Here is a 19,409-nt window from a genome sequence, read left to right as displayed (position 1 = left end):
AACATCATATTTTTACAAATCATACAAAAATTCTCATACACTATTTTTAAAAATATATATCCCTCATTAAATAATATGTTCCTTTCACTGCCATTTCTGCTTGTGATACGAATGTAATTTCTTTCATACTATCTTCACAGCATTTCTTAAATACAGCAAATATTTCAGGAACTAAACGCAATATACTGCCACTTACTGCAATTGGCGTTGAGTGCTTAAAGTTCAACTTGTTATAAACACTTACTGTAATCCTTGCCAATTCCTTTCCAGCTTGCATCATAATTTCATGCGCATCATCATTGCCATTTCTCGCTTCCTGAATAACTAATGGCGCGATTGCTGCAATTTTATCTTTAGAAGAAGTATATACTAAGCTTTTTATATGAGACGGTGTCAAAAGTTGAAACTGCCTTTGAATGTTCAAACTCAATGGACAAAGACTGATTCCTTGATCGAACTGAATTGCCATTTTCTTTAAAGCTTGTAATGCAATCCAATATCCGCTCCCCTCATCTCCTAAAATATGTCCCCATCCACCGCTATACTGATATACTTCCCCTTTCTTTCCTATACAAATTGCACCTGTACCACCTATAGTTAATATTCCCTCCTTACCTTTTAAAGCAGCTGCATGCGCGATCATTGCATCATTAAAAATTTCAATTTTTGTTCCGTATTTCTTTTTTAAACGTAATATTAATTCATTTGTATTCCCTCCGCTTATACCAGCTAATCCTAAACAAATACAAACGCAATGCTCATTCATTAAACTCTTCTGGCATTGATTAATTGCTTCCATAATATGCAAAAGTGCCTGATCAAAATCTATTAATACATTTCCAAATCTGCTCGTACCTCTTACAACTTCATTTCCATCTTGATCAAATGCAATTGCCTCTGTCTTCGTTCCCCCGCCATCTACTCCAATCATATACTTCATATGTTCGCCTCATTTTCATCTGCGTATGGAGGGAATGTTATATTCCCTAAAATTACGGAATTCTTAGCACCTGTTGCGCTCGGCACATTACTTGAATTACGATGATACGTTTCGTTTGCTAAAATAGCAAACGCAATTGCTTCTTTCGCTGCTGAAGAGTGACCAATATCTTCTTGTATACATATGCTACATTTCTCTTCTCTTAATCCATTCCGTAACATTTCAACAAGTGTATTATTATAACTTCCACCACCACCTAAAATCACCTCATCAATTTCATAATACGGCAAAATAAACGCCTTATAATGATGAACAATTGAACATGCTGTAAACATCGTGACAGTTGCCAATATATTTTCTTTACTATGCTTTTTAAATCGATTCAATAATCCAGTCACAAACGCTTCTCCAAACTGTTCTCTACCAGTTGATTTCGGTGGATTCATTTTCAAAAATGGATGATTCATACAATATGTCAAAACCTCTTCTACAACTACTCCTTGTTTTGCAATGTTACCATTTTGATCATATGACAACTGAAACAACCTTTGACATACTTCATCCATTACTATATTACCTGGACCTGTATCAAATGCTATAACGCTTTTCTCACTTAGTTGACTTGGTATTACAGTCACATTACCAATCCCGCCGATATTTTGTAGTAGTCTATTTTTAGTTTGGTGACGATATAAAATAATCTCTGAATATGGTACAAGTGGTGCTCCTTGTCCTCCAGCTGCCATGTCCATCGTTCGAAAATTAGAAATAACCGTCGTATTCGTTTCATACGCTATAATTGCTGGTTCTCCAATTTGTAATGTAGAAGGAATCATACCTCCATCTTGCTGTGGCTGATGATAAATCGTTTGTCCGTGAGAACCAATTAAATCTAATTGTCTCAAAGGAAAATTGGCCTCTTTACAAACTTCCTTTACAGCGTTTGCGAAGCGTAAACCGAGTTTAAAATTCAAACTGCATATAAGTTGTACATTTGAATTTTCTATTGATAATGCCTGCTGGATATCATTTTTCATATCATTACAAAATGGCACAGTAGTAAAATGGATGAGTTCAACTTTAGAATCTACACCGCTTCCATCTATATGAACGAGTGCTACATCTATTCCGTCTAACGAAGTACCGGACATTACCCCTGCAACATACATAACATGCATGACCTCCTATTTACTAAAAAACAATCATGTAAGTAACGAACGTACAACCAATCGAAAACAATATAAATCTAAAAAACAACTGAGCTTTCGATGCAAACGATCCATCAATGAAAGAAACAACTACCGTAAGCAAAACGCTTGCCGCAATACTTGTAACGAGCCAAATACTATGCATTTGTGATAAATTTAGCATGCCTAATAAAGGGACAAAAAGTAAATTTGCACAAATCACTCCAAATAGTAATAAAAACACACCTTTATAACTAAATTTTATATTCATTCTATTTCCCCCTTTCTAGTTTTAATGTGAAAGAAGTGATAGACAAAAAGTCTATCACTCAAAATAACAGCATGTAGATTAAGGATTAACCGACTCTCCGTCACCATTCTTTTCGATTTCAAGCATATTTTTGTCGTACATTTTAAAGAATGGTAAATAAATAAGGAACGATATTGTTATATTTATAAAAACTAATACAATCGCACGCCAATCTCCACCTGTTGCTAAATATGCACCAATTGGAGCAGGTAATGTCCATGGCGGCATAATATGCGTTGGTGTTACAAATCCCATTGCGGTTGCAGCATACGCTATAGTAGCTGTTACTAACGGGGTAATGACGAAAGGAATAATTAAAATTGGATTTAATACAATCGGCAAACCGAATATAACCGGTTCATTTATATTAAAAATCCCAGGGACAATACATGTTCTCGATAATGCTTTTGAATATTTTGATCGACCAAATATAATCATAGCTAACACAAGCCCTAACGTTGCACCCGAACCACCAATCCAAATAAACCATTGATAAAACGGTTCTGGTGCAATAAACGGAAAATGACTCGCTCCACTTGCTACAGCTTCACCGTTCTTTCCTAAATACACATCCCAAAGTGGCCTTGCCACAGTACCTACAACTGATACTCCGTGTATCCCGAAAGACCAGAAAAACGTAATTAAAAATACAGGTATAATAACGCCAAAGTAACTATCACCAGCTTTTACTAACGGTGCGGCTAGTTTATCTACAACGTAATGTAAATCAACTTTAAAAACGACTGTAATAAGACTCATCATAATAATAACGAATGCTGCAGGTATAAGTGCTTCAAATGAACGTGATACTGACGGTGGTACTTGTTCTGGCATTTTTATCGTTACGTTATTCTTCTTACAAAACCTTAAAATCTCAACTGATAAAATAGAGACGATCATCGTCACAAATAATCCATGACCTCCAAGATTTGTCATCGGAAGCATGAATCCTTTTTTATCAATTAACTCAGGCGTTAATGTTAAAAGTAGTGAACATACCGCAAGCTGTGCTCCTGATAAAGCATCTAATTTATAACTTTTCGCTAAATTATATCCTATTCCAAATGCTATATATAAGGACATAATAAACATAGTTAAACGATATGGTATCAATATACTTGTTTGATTCTTTAATGCCCAAACCGATATGAAACTATCTTTCGGCAGTGGTGGAAATGCTACTATTAAAAAAAAGCTTCCTACTATAATAAATGGTAACGCCGAAATAACTCCATCACGGATTGCTTGTAGATGCCTCTGCTCAGAAAGCCTTGCCATCGGGCCAGATAAGTTTTTATCAAGAAACGTGACAAACTTATTCATAACGCTTCCTCCTAACTAATTAATTCATTTACAGTTTTTAATAAAGTCGGGCCTCCAAGTGGCGTGTATGCTTGCGGTGGAATGATGCCACACGGAATAGATTCCTCCTCTGCAAATTTTTTTACAGAGTCAAATCGGTGTCTTATTTGAGGTGCCACCATTACGACATCCCAGCCATTCTTTACTTCTTCCTCTACCTCATTCGTTCCAATTGCATGCACTTCCATGTTCACACCATTTTTCTCCGCTTCTTTTTTTAAAGCGTTTACAACAATTGCACTGGACATTCCTCCAGAACAGACGAACAAAACTTTCATTTATTAATCCTCCTATACTTATAATTTATTACCCTTCAAATGAAAGGAAGTTTCACTTTACTAACAAGCATATGAAGTAGTAAATGAATTTAGTTATAATGAAAGTAAATTTCATTAAAAATATTTTTCCTATTAAATTAATGTTTCAATATGCAATTTTCTCTATTGCAAAGTCAACCTCGCCTCCTATATTATTTTAAATAATCATATGATAGGGAGGCGTATAAATGATCGTTAAACGTTTATTAATGATATGTTGTATCGTCATCTTGTTCATCCCTTTCTCTTTCATTCCCCCTCACTCTACTTATGCTGAAGTAAATACTGCATACAAAAAACATGAATTACGTGCTGTATGGATTGCATCTGTTCTGAATATTGATTGGCCCTCAAAAACTGGCTTACCCATTGAAAAACAGAAACAAGAATTTATAAGATTATTAGACGATGTAAAAAGCACTGGTATGAATGCAGTTGTTGTACAAATTAAACCAACCGCTGATGCTTTCTATCCTTCAAATTACGGTCCTTGGTCTGAATACATTACAGGAACACAAGGAAAAGATCCTGGTTATGACCCGCTTGCATTTATGATTGAAGAAACTCATAAAAGAAATATAGAATTCCACGCTTGGATTAACCCATACCGAATAACGATGAATCACACCGATATAAATCGATTATCAAATAATCACCCTGCAAGGCAACATCCCAATTGGGTTGTCCCTTATGGCGGAAAGTTATATTACAATCCCGGTATTCCAGAAGTGAAAAAATTTATAACAGAAGGTGCTTTAGAAATCGTGCAAAATTACGATATTGATGCGCTGCATATGGATGATTATTTTTATCCATATAAAGTGGCCGGTGAAGAATTTCCAGATCAGAAAACGTACGAAACATATAATAACGGTAGATTTACAAATATAGAAGATTGGCGACGTAACAATGTAAATGAACTTGTAAAAGATTTAAATACTGCTATAAAACAAGAAAAATCATATGTAAAGTTTGGCATTAGTCCGTTCGGCGTATGGAGAAATGTAGCTGACGATCCGACTGGCTCTAACACAACCGCAGGCCAAAGAAACTATGATGACCTTTATGCTGACACACGTGAGTGGATACAAAAAGGATATATTGACTACATTACACCGCAAATATATTGGAATATAGGTTTCACCCCAGCTGCATATGACATATTAGTAGATTGGTGGGTTAAAGAAACAAATAACAAACCGATTCACCTATACATCGGTCAAGCGGCCTATAAAATTAATAATAACTCCGTCCCTGCTTGGTCTGATCCAGAAGAATATCCAAGACAAATTGCATTAAACCGGCTATATCCCGAAATAAAAGGTAGTATGCATTTTAGCTTAAAAGATATTAATAACAATCCACTTGGAGCTAAAGATAGACTCTCAAAAGACATATATAAATATCCTGCATTAATTCCGCCTATGCCTTGGCTTGATCATGATCCACCAAAACAACCGACTTTAAAAGGTGCCATTCCAAGAGATGAAGGTATTGCAATCGGTATCATTGACAATAGAGATAATGATTCTACTTATTACGCTATTTACCGCGCGAATGGGAAAAATGAAGTGGATATACAAAATCCGAAAAATTTACTTACTACTGTAAGAAAAACAAAACTTGGAGAAATTTATGTAGATAAAACCGTTATTTCTGGAGAAACGTATACGTATGTCGTAACTGCAGTTGATCGATTGCATAATGAAAGTGTGGCTTCTAGTCATACTACCGTTAGTGCAAAATAAAATCTCATAACAAAAAGCGCCCTAAAGCTGTGATACTTAGCTTTTAAGGCGCTTTTTGTTATTTATTCTTAAACTTCTCAGTCGCTGCTCTCATCTTCACATTTAAATCGTGATCAATTGAGTCGCGAATATCTCGCTCTACTACTTCCATTTCTTTTTGGAAATTTTCCAAGTAGATTTTCAGTTCTTCTTCTTTCTCTGGTCTTTGTGAAGGTGGTAATTGTACTACCAACGATAACATGGCCGTTAAATCTTTCATTAAGAACGTTTCAAGTTTATGTTGTTGCTCAAACATGCGTTGTTCTTGATAATACGGCAAAGCATTTAATACTGAAATTGTAATATCATCAACCGTTCGTTGTAATGAAGGATTTATTGAGCGTTTATACGCTTGAATTGTATTTAATGCATCTGGATATCGATCATAAAAATACAATTTATAAAACGATAAATCTGTCGGTTTTACAGTTTGCTGCGTTTCTTGTCTTAAAAAATCTTTTACTTTCATCGCCGCTACATCAATATCTTCATTCGTAAGCTTTTTCGTTGTTTTTGCCATTACATGTACTTTTTTCTGTTTTTCTTTCGGTAACATCGAGAATACTTGCTCTCTCGTACGTTGACCCGATGCACAGAAAAGAGTGTTTAATGTATGTTGTTCTTTCTTTCCTTCCGTACGAATCCAACGATAAAAGAGAGGGTGTTGTGTAAATTCTTGTAGAAACGGTAATGATTTATTCGATAACTTATCTAAAGAATCGTGTGCTCTTTTATATGGCTTCGTCCATGAAAAATACAGTTTACGTCCGAAATATACAACTAATACAACGACAGTAAATGCGATTAAAAGCAATGTACCTAATAGTACTAATACAGTTTGAATGAAACTCATTTTTTCACCTCCTCTAAAAGTCTGCTATTTTCTTGGGCGCTGAATGAGTTTTTGTTTCATTTCATCATTAAATGTGTCTAGTTCAATAACAAACTTCTTACTTGACTCGATAATACGTTCTGACGATTTCTCAGAAGCTTCAATTGCAGCGAATACGTTTTGGAATGACTCGCGTAATTTATCCATGCTAATTGCAGGATTTTCAAGCAGTTTTGTTGTTTCTTCTGTATTTTGTTTTAATGCTTGAGAATTGCTTAATACCATTGATTCAATTGCTTCATTTGTCGCATTCACTGCATCGATTGTTTTCCGTTGATTTGTTAACGCTAGCTGAATAGCAACTGAAACCGTTACAACGTTTTGCGTCATCGTAATTGCATTACGAATTGCCTCCGTTAACTTTTCATTATTTTTCTTAATAATGTCTACAGATGCGATAGATTGTAATAACACACTTTTCGCTTGCTGCATATTACGTGTACGTACAAGTATCTTTTCTAACGCATCGTTAATTAATGGAATATCTCTTTGACGTTCTGGATTTTGTTTCTCAGCTTCCAGCATGCCAGCAAGTTTTCTCCCTAAGTATACTTGCTTATCAAGAGCGTGAATTTTATCATGCGATTGCTCTTTAAGCATTTCAAGACCAACTGTATCTTCTTGTAAGTTGTCACGACCAATTAGAAGGGATCTTATAATCTCCTCAATTTGCTTATCTATAGATTGATATTTATGCACGTATGTTTCAAGTGGGTTTTTCTTGAATACTTTAAACATAATTTTCTTCATACCACTTGCTTTTAATGAATTCGGATCAAGTTCTGATACCACTTTTCGTAATTCTAACAATGTATTTGGAATTTCTTCGTTTTTTCCATTCATCATCGCTGTTACAGGACGTTTTAATGCTGACAACGTTTGTCCTGCTGCTTGTTGCTCTTTATCTCCTAAATCTCCTAGCTGAGACAATACTTTTGATAAATCTGTATTTTGCTCGCTATTTAACTTTTGTACATAAAGATCAGCTTCTTTATTCAGTTCCTCTAATTCTGCATCTTTTATAACTGTATCAACCACTACTTCTACATTATTATCTTTCACGATCGATACAGGTTCTTTTTTCTCGAGTTCAGTCAACAAAATCGCTCCTTTATTTATATGTGCGAATTTATATGCACTATATTTCATCTATTATATCGTATTTCATATACATTCTGATTGCTTGAAATCGATTTTTTTAGAAATGCCTGTTTATGCAGTCATTCCCTGTTTCTTACTATAAGTATACCTGTAAACAACATAATTTTCCTCAGACTTAAGACCTAGAGAACGACATGCTGAAGGCGGATTCTTCGTATGTTACGTATATAAATTATGTTCTTCTATCCTTCTGTACTCAATCTTTTGACATACACCCTTTTTCAATGTGATAATTATATTGCGCTCACTCCTATTTCTTCTTGCGCGCTACGAATGCTCCATTTTGAAATGCCAATAACACCGTTTCAAACATTTCATCTTCTTCTATCATTTTTTTAAACTCGGCTAATTCATTTGCATGAGAGGTTGCGTTATCAACAACAAGAAAACCCTTTGGTTGTAAAATGCGTTTTATATGCTCAAGCCACCACATGTATTGCGTACGCTCTGAATCTAGGAAAATAAAATCAAATGAATGATCTAATTGCGCATCTAAAAATGCCCCTGCTTCTTGATTATGAACATCAATCCTTTGTAAAAGGTTTGCCTTTTCAAAATTGACAAGTGCCTCTCCAACTCGTTCTGAAGAAAGCTCTACAGTTGTTACATTTCCATTTGTTTCTTCTACCGCATTAGCTAACCACAATGTAGAATAGCCATTAGAAGTTCCGATTTCTAAAATGTTTTTTGCGCTACACCCTTTTACTAAAATTGATAAAAATTGCCCCATCTCACGAGTAATATTCCGTAATTTTTCTTCCCGTGTTTTTTTATTTCGATCATGCTCTTCTCCATATTGTTCAAGTTGAAATAATAATGAATCTAACGTATCCATTTTTTTCATCGCCTTTCCAAAGCAATATGATGAAAAAGCTCTTGCTGCCCGTCTACTTTTTATTATATGCGAAACAAAAACCTTTTTCCTGTTATATGACAAAGATTTATAATTTTTTATAGCATATTGTTTCGTTTTTTGGTAAAGTTAATTTCTACGTGCAATTATTCCATTCATATTATTTCATATTAAAATTGCAGTTATTAAATTATATAAACCCCATTTAAATGAATCGGTATTTCAAATTCAATTAAGCGCCCTTTTCGGACGCATTTTCTTTGTTTATATATTTCCAGAAGAAAGGATGCTTACAAATGAACGTGATTAGCTTAGATGCTGCTCGAAAACGAAAGCAGCATAAAAAATTAATGATTACTATACCGATTATTACACGTATTTATGAAGAAGACGGGGAAATTAAATTTGAGGTAGCTGGCGAAAAAGATGTACCTCTTGAAATGTTAGAAAAATAATAAAAAAACGCATTTCTGAAGAAATGCGCTTTTTTATATTTTTACATTTAAATGCATAAGTTTTTCAGGGTTAACCATCATATAAATATTTGAAATTTTCTCATCCTCAAATGCAAACGAAAGAACATAAGTTACTTTATTATTTATTGTAACTATAACTCCTGGTATACCATTGACCATTTTGAAATCAACAGTGTACTCTTCTGTCAATCGTTGTGCAATCCCAAAGAACAAACGTATAATTCGATCCGCAGAATAAATCGGGTTAATAGCAGTCGTAACTTTACCACCACCATCAGCTTTGAGTATAGCATCTGTTTTTAATACTTCTAACATACCTTCCGCATCCCCACACTGTAATGATGATACAAACTTTTCAACATAAGAAGCCATTTTCTCCGTGCTTAATTTTGATTGCTTCGGTTTCTCCAACATGCTTTTTCGAGCACGTTGAAAGATTTTCCTGCAGTTCACACTACTCTTATCAACAATTGAAGCTATTTCTTCGTATTCATAACTGAAAACCTCTCTTAATATGAAAACAATCCTTTCTACCTCAGATAATTGTTGTAAAAGTAATAAATATGCGGTGGAAAGGGATTCTTTCATTATAAATGACTTTGATGGCTCATCACTCTCTTCTACAATTGGCTCTGGCAACCACATCCCTACATACACGTTACGTTTATGCGCTGCCGATCGTAATTTATCAATTGAACGATTTGTCGCCATCTTACATAAATATGCTTTCATATTTTCTATAGATTGAGGATCTTCTATATTATTTAGCGAGATAAATACATCCTGAACGATATCCTCAGCATCCATAACACTCCCAAGGATTCTGTATGCTAACGAAAATAATAATGGTTGATACGCTTCATATAACTGCTCCGTTTCCATGATGAACTGCCTCACTTTCATATTGCTTTAAAATGTGTAACGCTGCACGTTTCCCGCTTGCTACCGCAGCATCAGCTAATATTTCATCATGACCTGCCCAATCTCCTGCAACATAAACACCTGGCATTTCAGGTATATTAGGACCCGGCTTTTCAACACGGTCAATATGAGGAAAATCATGTACTACTGTTATTTTCGGTAAATATTGCTGTGCAACAACTTCTCTTTTCCAATTTGGATGTAACAACTCCATCGTACTTTCCAACTGTTCTTTATCTTCATGAATATGATTCATCTCTAGCATAGGATTATGGTACTTAATTAGACTCACTGCAATTGATCCATCTTCACTTAATTTAGCTGCTCTCGATTGATTTGTGAAAAATATAGGTTGATCTAATCCTAATACAAATTGATGTGTAGGATTGGGTAATTGTCTCAAGCCAATATCTAATGCAGCAACAGTAACCGGTACCGATTGTTCACTCCATCTATGCAAACTTGTTCCTTCTGCACCTTTTATTATTTTACAAGCCTCTTTTGGCGGAGTCGTCACGATGACTGTACCTACTTCAAAAACCTCATCATCAACACAATGTATTCTTTGTTTATCTTCATAATGCTCTATTTCCAAAACATGCTTTTTAGCCAAAAATTTTACCCCGACATCATTCGCTAAATCTCTTAATTTTGTTATTATCGTCTCCCAACCACCATCTACATAAAGCACTCCTGCTTTTATAGAAAGCTGTATTTGCTTTAGTACAGATGATGCTAATTGTATTGTAGGAGCAAACGTATATGTTGTTGTCCGGCATAGCGCATAAAATATATTGCGAACCATTGGATCTTTTATTTCATTTTCTGCCCATGTAGTTAGACTCATTTTCGGAACTTCTCCTACATCTAAATTTCCTAAACGAATCATAAGACGTGAGAATTGTACTTTTGCAGACCACGAAAGTAGTGGTGTTGATAAAATTGAGCGAAAATCTGTTGGGATAGTGAATATATCCCCTTTCCATATTCCATGTGCTTTTGTAGATGGTATTCCACCTGGAAGATTCAAACCGAGCTCATTAAAAGTTATAAACGCTGCTCCGCCTCTATATAAAGCATGTGCACCAAGATTCATGCAGATTCCATTTTTATTTATAGTCATCCCTCGGCCACCGAATTGACTGGATTTTTCTAATACAATCACTTTCTTTCCAGCTTTCGCTAAATATATAGATGCTGTTAATCCAGCAAGCCCACCGCCAATAATTGCTACATCAAATGTATTCATAATAAAATCCCTCCTTATCGTTCTACATACAAGACGAACGATTAAGGAGGGATGTGACATGAAAATAAATTTTTATTACCCTACTTTATTTCATTACTTTTTAATTCGGTCATATTGCATACGAAATAACTCAATTGCAAATGGAATATCCTCTTCACTCTTTATATAATAACTGATCCATCCTGATTCAGGTAATACGTGATGTGGTTTTACCAATCCTTGCTTCACTAATTCATCTCGCTTTAACTTCGGAAATGGTAAATCAGCTAATTTATCACCATGAAGATGGCCAAGTTCTTTCTTACTATAATTTATTTCAATACCACCAAATCGATGCGGTTTTTCAGAAACACCCGCCCAACTGAGTACTTCATTTCTAATCATTTCACTAAATGACATGAACATTCACTCCTTATAAATGATTGATGTACTTTTAAATTAACATTTTCATTACTTTTTTCCATCAATCCAAAGTATGAATGGGAATACGAATATAGTTTAGTATTAACACCTTATTCTTTATGAAATAAGTGAATTTATTAAGCTGCCGACAACAGCACAAAACAAAGACTAGACTCATATCCTAATTTTGTAACCTAACTTCCCTATAGAAAGGCGGGTAATACAATTGACTGCCAACATCGACTATACCTCTCCCTCAACCAATTTTACTTATGATGTAAATAAAAGTAATTTTTTTCGGAAAGATGCCCAAAATTATATAAATGTACTCGGTATTAAACAATTAAATACTTTAGAAAATACTTCTTTATTAGATATTTATTTAAGTACAGGAAATGTTGTAGAACCACATATTCATCAAAATGCAGCTGAACTTGTTTATTGTATTTCAGGGTCTGCTGTTGTTTCTTTACTTAATCCATTTACGAATCAAATTTTAAACTTACCGATAAAACCGGGGCAAGTTGCCAACATTCCACAAGCGTGGTGGCATTATGAAATTGCTACAGCAGATAATACTCATTTATTAGCTATTTTCAATGCCCCAGCGCCAGAAGTTATTTTCGGTTCTGATATTTTAAGATTAACTCCGGCTCATATGATGGCCCATACTTACTGCCTCAATGAACAACAATGGAAACAAGCGGTTTCCCCTATTCAATCAACTACTGTAATTGGTCCTCCGGCAAACTGCAATCAAAACCGTGAAACGAAAAATTATCCAACCCAGCCCCTCGCTCAACAACATAATCCGCATCACCAAGATTCTTATTACTTTCCTCTTTACTGGGGCTATTAATTTGTAAATTTTCAAAAAAACATAGTTTATCTCCTAGGAAAATACCGAGGAGATTTTTTTATTGTATCTTCTCTTCCTATTAAAAATAGTAACAATTGATAGTGTACATACATATAATATTTATATATTAAATTGGAGGTGATAGTACTATGAGTAATTATAACTATCGAAAAAACTACTCTTATAATAAAAATAGTAGCTCTTCAGCATCCTCTCAATCTTCCAATTCTCAATCTTCCAATTCTCAATCTTCCAATTCCCAATCGCAAAGAGACTTAGCCGAGCAAGGCTATGTAAAGAAAAAAGGATGTAACTGCAATAAAAATAAATAGTTTATTTTATGGATGAATTCTTTTTTAAAAGAATTCATCTTTTTTTGCTGATCGGAAATTTTTAAAGTTACATAACTTATGCCTTAAATGAGAAAGGGTAAATTATACTTTTTTATACGAACTTAATAAAGAGTAATTATTCAATTGATTTATTACTTATTTCCTCAAAAAATATAGTCCTTCCTAAATTTATTAGGAAGGACTATATACAAACCCCTGTTTAATTTCCTACTAAACATTGTAACAAATTAAACGATATTAATACCTGCACTTACAAATCCAGCAACTGCAGCTATTGGACTTGCTGCTGTTAATGAAACATATAACAGTATTTTATCCCCAGCTGCTACTGGAATAGCTTCAGGTATGATTCCTGATGCTGTAGAACCAATCGCTATTGCGGCAAATGCTGGTGTTAATAAAAGAGGTGCGCCTTGTACTGTAAACGTATTGCTTGCTGCAGGTGCAGTTAATATTTGTATTTGCACTTGAACAGGTGATAATGGAGCTAATGCAGCTGTTGCACTAAAGAAACCAGCTAATGACGTAATAACCCCTGCGCGTGGTGCTACAAATGCATAATCACCTACACCTAATGCTAATGTGATACTTGTTCCACCAGTTAAAGCTACACCAGGCTGACTAAATCCAAATCCAAGAAGAGTTCCTGTATTAGCTATTAACGCGTTAACTAACGCAGATGGTGTTGTACCTGAAGCAAATGGAATAATAGCTCCGCCACCAGTTGCACCAGTTGCTCCTGTTAAACCTGTTGCTCCTGTTAAACCTGTTGCTCCTGTTGGACCTGTTGCTCCTGTTGGACCTGTCGCTCCTGTTAAGCCTGTTGCTCCTGTTAAACCTGTTGCTCCTGTTAAACCTGTTGCTCCCGTTGGGCCTGTCGCTCCTGTTAAGCCTGTTGCTCCTGTTAAACCTGTTGCTCCTGTTAAACCTGTTGCTCCACCAGTACCTGCTGGACCTGTCGCTCCTGTTGGGCCTGTTGGACCTGTCGCTCCGCCTCCTGGACCTGTTGGACCTGTTGGACCTGTTGCTCCGCCTCCTGGACCTGTTGGACCTGTTGGACCTGTTGCTCCGCCTCCTGGAGTAGCACCAATTAATTGAGTTAATAAGTTTAATAAAAGTTGTAAACTTGCAGGGTCAATAATTAAAGAGAAGAAGAATGGTGCAAGAGCACTGTAGAATTGTTGTAATAAAGAAAGTAATTGACTTAGATTTGGGTTAGGAGATTGTAGTAAATTAATAATACTTTGAATTAATTGTTTTAAGAAATTCCCTTCTGGGGAAGGTGCTAATTCATTTAGTAAGTTCAATAGTTGAGTAAACAAATTGAGTAAAGCTAATCTGTTTGCATCACTTGGATTTGCAAAAAACGCTGCAATAGCCGCTATTAAAGAGTTTAGTAAAGTAATTAATCTACCTAATTGCTCACTAGTAATCGGAACTGTTTGTGGATTGTTACAGCAATCTGGAGTGAAAACAATCGGATTATTGCAGTGGTTATGACCAAAACAATTATTGTTTGTCATTTATGTCCTCCTTACTTGTTTTATATTTGAGTTTTTCCTATTATAAGGATCATAAAGTTGTAAAAAAATATGTTATATATTCACTTAAAATAGGAAACATGAAATATAATTAAACTTACAAACGCTATTTAATTATGTTCATGACTCACATATTAATTATATGTTTTTAATAATTGACTGCTTAGATTAAATACCTAAACTTACGGGTTTATTTTATTTTTCCACGTTTATCTCTTAGGTTTAAATACACATATTAATTTGAATATACTCAACAATTAACAGTGCTATTTTTTTATATAAATATACATTATTTCTTTACTAAGATTGTGTTCTCTTTTTAAACATGAAGCCGTTTGTATTATAGAGAACTCTCATATAATATATTGAAAAATTCATTTTATATTTTATTCCAATACACTGTGAAAAGGATTGAAGTTAAAATTCCTATCATTCAACCATTTATGACAGCTAGAAATTGAATGTACCTTCACTTAATTTTAACTATTTAAATATAAAACAAAAAAAGACAGATTCCTTTTCATTAAGGATCTGTCCTTTTAATTAATAATGATAAATTGTAATATAATTGAAGATCCTTGCGATGGAGGTTGAGTATCCAATAAAGTTAATTTACCAGTACTCACCTCATATAATGGCTGTGGTTGCATTATTCCATTAATAAATAAATTAATATATGAAACTTCACTAGGCGATAATATATTCGTTGTACCATATTGAGGTATCCCATCGGCATCTGTATATATAAGTTTCTCTCCATCTGCAAAAGTATAATATAACAAATTGGTTGTTGTGATAGGACCAATACCCCCAGTAGGGCCTGTTGCTCCGGTCGGTCCCGTTTCTCCGGTTAGCCCGGTTAGCCCGGTTACTCCTGTTGGTCCCGTTATTCCAGTCGGTCCCGTTTCTCCTGTTGGTCCCGTTATTCCAATTGGGCCCGTTTCTCCGGTCGGGCCTGTTGCTCCGGTTGGGCCTGTTATTCCGGTCGGCCCCGTTTCTCCGGTCGGCCCCGTTATTCCAGTCGGGCCTGTTGCTCCGGTCGGCCCCGTTTCTCCGGTTGGGCCTGTTATTCCGGTTGGGCCTGTTGCTCCAGTCGGGCCCGTTTCTCCGGTTGGGCCTGTTATTCCGGTTGGGCCTGTTGCTCCGGTCGAGCCTGTTTCTCCGGTTGGGCCCGTTATTCCAGTCGGGCCTGTTATTCCGGTCGGCCCCGTTATTCCAGTCGGGCCTGTTATTCCAGTCGGGCCTGTTGCTCCGGTTGCTCCCGTTATTCCGGTTAGCCCGGTTACTCCAGTTGCTCCCGTTATTCCGGTCGGTCCCGTTATTCCGGTTGCTCCTGTTATCCCCGTCGCTCCGGTCGGTCCCGTTATTCCAGTTGGTCCTGTTGCTCCGGTTGGAATATAAATTGGTGGAAGAATCGGAAATGTAGGTCCAATATTTTCTGGTCCTATCATCCCCTTATTCAATGATAATTTGTCATTGCGTTTCAAGTTAATACCTCATTCCACATGTTTTTTAACTCATACATATCATTTAGACCTTATCATTAAAGAATAACTTTATAACTATTCTCTTTTCTTCTCATAATAATTATTACATGTATTAAACATTTTACCGTTGCTATAGCCACTATTATTAATATAATAAATTGATCATTCTATTTAAAAAGTAGTAAATCTATAACATTCTTATTTAAAAAGATGAGGTGATTTATATTCAAGATAATAATGAAATTAGAAAAAAGGAACTAATGTCAATGGCTCTTGACATTATTTTCCCTTACAGGCTTACTGGGCCTACCGGAAGTACTGGATCTACCGGGAGTACTGGGCCTACCGGGAGTACTGGATCTACCGGGAGTACTGGGCCTACCGGGAATACTGGATCTACCGGGAGTACTGGGCCTACCGGGAATACTGGATCTACCGGGAGTACTGGGCCTACCGGGAGTACTGGTTCAATCGTTACAACAAACTCTATGTTCGCTAATAATACATCAGGTGGTTCTGTTTCAGTCGTATTAGGAGGAACAAACATTCCACTTGCAAATAACCAAAGTCTCGGTAATTTTACAGTTAACGCTTCAAATGACGTATTTACAATTCCTGTAACTGGAAGATATCATTTAACCTATCAAGTTAATACGACAACCGCTCTACTTGCTGGAACTAGACTACTATTAAACGCTTCTACGCCAATTCCTGGCTCTATTTTTTCTCCCACTTTATCTACTTCAAATTATAGTAATAACTTAATTACTAATTTAAATGCTGGTAATACAATCTCACTACAATTATTTGGTATATTATCCGTCGTGAATTTAGTTGGAGGCGGATCAACAGGTGCCTCTCTTACAATTATACGAATTGATTAAAAAATGATTCATTCTTTTTATAATAAACAATCTAAATACTCAATTGATAAATATTACGATAGTGATTAAGTAATAAAAATAAATTTTACTATATCCATAGTAGAAAACATCTATACTAAATTTTCCGTATATATATTATCAATTTACACTTCACCCATGTCGATGTTACATTAAAGATGAAGATTGTTTCTTCTTTACAGACCATCTCAATATGTATTTGAGGAACATCTCCAATCCTATACGCGAGAGCAATACTATATTGACACTCAATTGAGTGTCTTTTTTTATATTCAAAAAATAAAAATCAGACTACTTTATATACTAATCCATCCACATACCCTATGTGGTTTAAAACTTTTAAGAGGAAACCTTCTAACAATAGGTTTCCTTCCATATCATATTAAATAAGAAGCAGGTTAAATACGGAGGTGATTTTGATTAAGACTACTTTAATTTCTCATTTTTACAATGAAGAATATTTACTTCCATGGTGGTTAATGCACCATACAAAGCTATTTGATCATGGCATTCTTATTAATCGTGGATCCACTGATCGTTCAGTTGAAATCTGTAAAACATTCGCTCCTAATTGGGAAATACGAAACTCAAAATCACTCGAATTTGATGCTTATTTAGTTGATCAAGAAGTTATGGAAATTGAAAGAGAAATTACAGGATGGAAAATGGTATTGAATACGACAGAATTCCTGTGCTGTTATAATAAAGAACAATTTTTTAAATCACTTAGCACTATGGGCGGCAATATGTTTTCAATAAGAATGATTATGATGATTGATGAACCGACTTATGGCTACACTAATCCAAGATATAGCTCTCCGCTTGTTAAACAACGTTATCACGGCATAATAATTCAACCTAATCCAAATCAACTATATCTTAACGGTAGATTAATTCACAATAATTCGCACGGCAACTATAGAGTCGGGAGACATGGCTCGCATTATCCTTATAGCATTTACATGGAACCTGCTTTTATTTTTAAATTTTTTTACAGTCCATGGAACGATCCAATGAAAAAACGAAAATTACAAATTGGGCCGACTCTTTCTCAACATAGTGTACGACGTGGATTAGGTTCTCATCACTTAACAACAATTGAAAAATTAGAAAAAAAATACAAATACTATGCAACCTTAACTACGGATCTCCGGTTATTCCCAGAATACCAAATTATATTTCCTGATCTTTGTCCTTAATGTCATGAATATTTAGTTTCGACATCTATCCGTTTTTTATTAACATACCAACTCCAACTAAATACTTTTCTCTAGTAGAAATCTGAGCTAGAACTCTTGCTGTACGCAAATTCCTCTTATTTAATCTCGTATCACTAGCCTATAATCTTTCATACCATTTCATTAAGCACTTGATGTTGGATCAGAAATAAAAAATGGTAATTCATTTGGAAAATTTTCAAATTCAGATTATATACCTTCTAAAACAAAGAATTCAAACAATAGAACCTAAACTAATGTTTTAAGTTATGGCTTTATTTTTTTTTATTATTCACTTTAAAATCTTTTTATAATAATATTGAAAAATACGGTATAATATAAATTACTGTTCTTTAGGAGGATTACAATGGCTGATAAGTATAAATTTTTCATTCTCATTGTTACCACATTTTTTTCATTCTTTTCTTTAATAAAAGATTTTCGCAACACTTCAAAAAGTTTCTTTTGGGGTAGTTTTATCATTCTTACAAGCTTCATGATACTATTAATACATGCTCTAGATTTAACTCAAATACTTTTTTATCCAAAGCAAATTGCGCTTGAATTTATTACAATACCACGGAAATTATTTTTACCATCTGTCACTGAGGCCGCCAGTCTCCCTCCAACACTAAGATAATAATTTGATTAAGAGCTCTTTCTAAAAGAGCTCTCTTTTTTTTACATAAACATACCATATACAAAATCCAACCTTAACCACTTAATTACTAATTACTTATAAGAACCTAACTTATAAAACGCATAATAATTATACTTATTTACTAGTATACAAGCCGTATCTCTTAGTAGAAGCACAGCATATTATACGATACAGGACAAAACTTTCAAAACACTTGTCCGAGTTAATTTTCAAAAAGGGGTGAACATAAATGCCTATCGTTAAACCTTTTATAGCTGGAAGACGATTTGTAAGTACAGCAGCAACAGGAACTGCTGCTGGAGCAGATTTAACTTTTGCTAACACAGACTTCACTGATGACACTGGTGCTGTAACAACATTCCCTGCTTCTTATGCCTTTTTAACACTTTATATTAATGGTGTTATTCAAACAGGTGATACTATTACTGGTGTGACTACTACAGCTGCTACTATTGTAGGAGGAGCAGTCCTAGATGGAGGCACTCCTATCGCAATTGAATTTACTATAACGTAACTTTAGTTGTCTTTTTAG

General features: G+C 35.0%; 21 protein-coding genes. 8 read left to right on the top strand and 13 right to left on the bottom strand.

Annotation, left to right across the window (positions count from 1 at the left end; genetic code table 11):
• Window positions 1–46: 46 nt before the first annotated feature.
• The 5 genes from NST27_RS11685 to NST27_RS11665 form a co-directional block, all read right to left on the bottom strand.
• Window positions 47–940, bottom strand: coding sequence for a BadF/BadG/BcrA/BcrD ATPase family protein (locus NST27_RS11685; protein ID WP_000876618.1), 894 nt, complete (start codon window positions 938–940; stop codon window positions 47–49).
• Entirely contained in the window at window positions 937–2,109 is a 1,173-nt protein-coding gene (gene anmK, locus NST27_RS11680) for an anhydro-N-acetylmuramic acid kinase AnmK (RefSeq protein ID WP_000289007.1), read from the bottom strand. Before anmK ends, NST27_RS11685 begins: the two co-directional genes overlap by 4 nt.
• A gap of 22 nt (window positions 2,110–2,131) precedes the next feature.
• Window positions 2,132–2,398, bottom strand: a complete 267-nt coding sequence (locus tag NST27_RS11675) for a hypothetical protein (protein WP_001021963.1) — start codon at window positions 2,396–2,398, stop codon at window positions 2,132–2,134.
• Between the two features lie 78 nt (window positions 2,399–2,476).
• Window positions 2,477–3,760, bottom strand: coding sequence for a PTS sugar transporter subunit IIC (locus NST27_RS11670; protein WP_001032294.1), 1,284 nt, complete (start codon window positions 3,758–3,760; stop codon window positions 2,477–2,479).
• Between the two features lie 11 nt (window positions 3,761–3,771).
• On the bottom strand, window positions 3,772–4,077 hold the full coding sequence (locus NST27_RS11665; protein WP_000865907.1) for a PTS sugar transporter subunit IIB: 306 nt from the start codon (window positions 4,075–4,077) through the stop codon (window positions 3,772–3,774).
• Window positions 4,078–4,304: 227 nt separating this feature from the next.
• Between NST27_RS11665 and NST27_RS11660 the strand changes: the two genes are divergently transcribed.
• Window positions 4,305–5,864: a glycoside hydrolase family 10 protein gene (locus NST27_RS11660; protein ID WP_000636007.1), complete on the top strand. Its 1,560-nt coding sequence runs from the start codon at window positions 4,305–4,307 to the stop codon at window positions 5,862–5,864.
• A gap of 58 nt (window positions 5,865–5,922) precedes the next feature.
• Here NST27_RS11660 and NST27_RS11655 read toward each other — a convergent pair whose 3' ends face one another.
• The 3 genes from NST27_RS11655 to NST27_RS11645 form a co-directional block, all read right to left on the bottom strand.
• Window positions 5,923–6,756 carry a DUF3974 domain-containing protein gene (locus tag NST27_RS11655; RefSeq protein WP_000008381.1) on the bottom strand — a complete coding sequence of 278 codons (834 nt, stop codon included), beginning with the start codon at window positions 6,754–6,756 and terminating at the stop codon, window positions 5,923–5,925.
• Between the two features lie 24 nt (window positions 6,757–6,780).
• The gene (locus NST27_RS11650) at window positions 6,781–7,893 is read right to left on the bottom strand and encodes a toxic anion resistance protein (protein ID WP_047386109.1); all 1,113 of its coding nucleotides are present in this window, start codon (window positions 7,891–7,893) and stop codon (window positions 6,781–6,783) included.
• A 313-nt stretch (window positions 7,894–8,206) separates the two neighbouring features.
• On the bottom strand, window positions 8,207–8,800 hold the full coding sequence (locus NST27_RS11645; protein ID WP_002005067.1) for an O-methyltransferase: 594 nt from the start codon (window positions 8,798–8,800) through the stop codon (window positions 8,207–8,209).
• 305 nt (window positions 8,801–9,105) lie between these two features.
• Here NST27_RS11645 and NST27_RS11640 point away from each other — a divergent pair, with 305 nt between their 5' ends.
• Window positions 9,106–9,264 (top strand): hypothetical protein, encoded by a 159-nt coding sequence (locus tag NST27_RS11640; RefSeq protein WP_001100984.1) that lies wholly within the window; start codon window positions 9,106–9,108, stop codon window positions 9,262–9,264.
• Between the two features lie 33 nt (window positions 9,265–9,297).
• Here the strand turns inward: NST27_RS11640 and NST27_RS11635 are convergent, their stop codons facing one another.
• The 3 genes from NST27_RS11635 to NST27_RS11625 form a co-directional block, all read right to left on the bottom strand.
• Entirely contained in the window at window positions 9,298–10,167 is an 870-nt protein-coding gene (locus NST27_RS11635) for a sigma-70 family RNA polymerase sigma factor (protein WP_000447142.1), read from the bottom strand.
• Window positions 10,145–11,455: a phytoene desaturase family protein gene (locus NST27_RS11630; protein WP_001091200.1), complete on the bottom strand. Its 1,311-nt coding sequence runs from the start codon at window positions 11,453–11,455 to the stop codon at window positions 10,145–10,147. The genes NST27_RS11635 and NST27_RS11630 overlap by 23 nt, the downstream gene beginning before the upstream one ends.
• Before the next feature lie 93 nt (window positions 11,456–11,548).
• Window positions 11,549–11,854 carry a luciferase domain-containing protein gene (locus tag NST27_RS11625; RefSeq protein ID WP_000010326.1) on the bottom strand — a complete coding sequence of 102 codons (306 nt, stop codon included), beginning with the start codon at window positions 11,852–11,854 and terminating at the stop codon, window positions 11,549–11,551.
• A 229-nt stretch (window positions 11,855–12,083) separates the two neighbouring features.
• Here NST27_RS11625 and NST27_RS11620 point away from each other — a divergent pair, with 229 nt between their 5' ends.
• Window positions 12,084–12,716: a cupin domain-containing protein gene (locus NST27_RS11620; protein ID WP_000126321.1), complete on the top strand. Its 633-nt coding sequence runs from the start codon at window positions 12,084–12,086 to the stop codon at window positions 12,714–12,716.
• Between the two features lie 149 nt (window positions 12,717–12,865).
• Window positions 12,866–13,048, top strand: coding sequence for a hypothetical protein (locus NST27_RS11615; protein ID WP_089170973.1), 183 nt, complete (start codon window positions 12,866–12,868; stop codon window positions 13,046–13,048).
• 248 nt (window positions 13,049–13,296) lie between these two features.
• Here the strand turns inward: NST27_RS11615 and NST27_RS11610 are convergent, their stop codons facing one another.
• Both NST27_RS11610 and NST27_RS11605 read right to left on the bottom strand, forming a co-directional pair.
• Window positions 13,297–14,592 carry an exosporium glycoprotein BclB-related protein gene (locus NST27_RS11610; RefSeq protein ID WP_016117910.1) on the bottom strand — a complete coding sequence of 432 codons (1,296 nt, stop codon included), beginning with the start codon at window positions 14,590–14,592 and terminating at the stop codon, window positions 13,297–13,299.
• A gap of 557 nt (window positions 14,593–15,149) precedes the next feature.
• A complete protein-coding gene (locus tag NST27_RS11605; protein WP_061662020.1) occupies window positions 15,150–16,097 on the bottom strand; it encodes a DUF4183 domain-containing protein in 948 nt (315 codons plus the stop codon).
• 215 nt (window positions 16,098–16,312) lie between these two features.
• Between NST27_RS11605 and NST27_RS11600 the strand changes: the two genes are divergently transcribed.
• The 4 genes from NST27_RS11600 (at window position 16,313) to NST27_RS11585 (ending at window position 19,391) form a co-directional block, all read left to right on the top strand.
• Entirely contained in the window at window positions 16,313–16,981 is a 669-nt protein-coding gene (locus NST27_RS11600; protein WP_341035079.1) for a BclA C-terminal domain-containing protein, read from the top strand.
• 434 nt (window positions 16,982–17,415) lie between these two features.
• The gene (locus NST27_RS11595) at window positions 17,416–18,198 is read left to right on the top strand and encodes a glycosyltransferase family 2 protein (protein WP_000598287.1); all 783 of its coding nucleotides are present in this window, start codon (window positions 17,416–17,418) and stop codon (window positions 18,196–18,198) included.
• A gap of 385 nt (window positions 18,199–18,583) precedes the next feature.
• Window positions 18,584–18,856 carry a hypothetical protein gene (locus NST27_RS11590; RefSeq protein WP_000774119.1) on the top strand — a complete coding sequence of 91 codons (273 nt, stop codon included), beginning with the start codon at window positions 18,584–18,586 and terminating at the stop codon, window positions 18,854–18,856.
• Between the two features lie 250 nt (window positions 18,857–19,106).
• The gene (locus NST27_RS11585; protein WP_001123247.1) at window positions 19,107–19,391 is read left to right on the top strand and encodes a DUF4183 domain-containing protein; all 285 of its coding nucleotides are present in this window, start codon (window positions 19,107–19,109) and stop codon (window positions 19,389–19,391) included.
• Window positions 19,392–19,409: the final 18 nt, after the last annotated feature.

Source organism: Bacillus sp. FSL W8-0770, from assembly GCF_038008705.1.
GTDB classification, from domain to species: domain Bacteria; phylum Bacillota; class Bacilli; order Bacillales; family Bacillaceae_G; genus Bacillus_A; species Bacillus_A cereus.
Note: the sequence above shows the minus strand (reverse complement) of the source record. Positions and strands in the feature narration are given on the sequence as shown.

Excerpts from the sequence above, each read along its gene's own strand:
- NST27_RS11685 (WP_000876618.1), bottom strand. The coding sequence starts at position 940 with ATGAAGTATATGATTGGAGTAGATGGCGGGGGAACGAAGACAGAGGCA.
- anmK (WP_000289007.1), bottom strand. The coding sequence starts at position 2,109 with ATGTATGTTGCAGGGGTAATGTCCGGTACTTCGTTAGACGGAATAGAT.
- NST27_RS11675 (WP_001021963.1), bottom strand. The coding sequence starts at position 2,398 with ATGAATATAAAATTTAGTTATAAAGGTGTGTTTTTATTACTATTTGGA.
- NST27_RS11670 (WP_001032294.1), bottom strand. The coding sequence starts at position 3,760 with ATGAATAAGTTTGTCACGTTTCTTGATAAAAACTTATCTGGCCCGATG.
- NST27_RS11665 (WP_000865907.1), bottom strand. The coding sequence starts at position 4,077 with ATGAAAGTTTTGTTCGTCTGTTCTGGAGGAATGTCCAGTGCAATTGTT.
- NST27_RS11660 (WP_000636007.1), top strand. The coding sequence starts at position 4,305 with ATGATCGTTAAACGTTTATTAATGATATGTTGTATCGTCATCTTGTTC.
- NST27_RS11655 (WP_000008381.1), bottom strand. The coding sequence starts at position 6,756 with ATGAGTTTCATTCAAACTGTATTAGTACTATTAGGTACATTGCTTTTA.
- NST27_RS11645 (WP_002005067.1), bottom strand. The coding sequence starts at position 8,800 with ATGAAAAAAATGGATACGTTAGATTCATTATTATTTCAACTTGAACAA.
- NST27_RS11640 (WP_001100984.1), top strand. The coding sequence starts at position 9,106 with ATGAACGTGATTAGCTTAGATGCTGCTCGAAAACGAAAGCAGCATAAA.
- NST27_RS11635 (WP_000447142.1), bottom strand. The coding sequence starts at position 10,167 with ATGGAAACGGAGCAGTTATATGAAGCGTATCAACCATTATTATTTTCG.
- NST27_RS11630 (WP_001091200.1), bottom strand. The coding sequence starts at position 11,455 with ATGAATACATTTGATGTAGCAATTATTGGCGGTGGGCTTGCTGGATTA.
- NST27_RS11625 (WP_000010326.1), bottom strand. The coding sequence starts at position 11,854 with ATGTCATTTAGTGAAATGATTAGAAATGAAGTACTCAGTTGGGCGGGT.
- NST27_RS11615 (WP_089170973.1), top strand. The coding sequence starts at position 12,866 with ATGAGTAATTATAACTATCGAAAAAACTACTCTTATAATAAAAATAGT.
- NST27_RS11610 (WP_016117910.1), bottom strand. The coding sequence starts at position 14,592 with ATGACAAACAATAATTGTTTTGGTCATAACCACTGCAATAATCCGATT.
- NST27_RS11590 (WP_000774119.1), top strand. The coding sequence starts at position 18,584 with ATGGCTGATAAGTATAAATTTTTCATTCTCATTGTTACCACATTTTTT.
- NST27_RS11585 (WP_001123247.1), top strand. The coding sequence starts at position 19,107 with ATGCCTATCGTTAAACCTTTTATAGCTGGAAGACGATTTGTAAGTACA.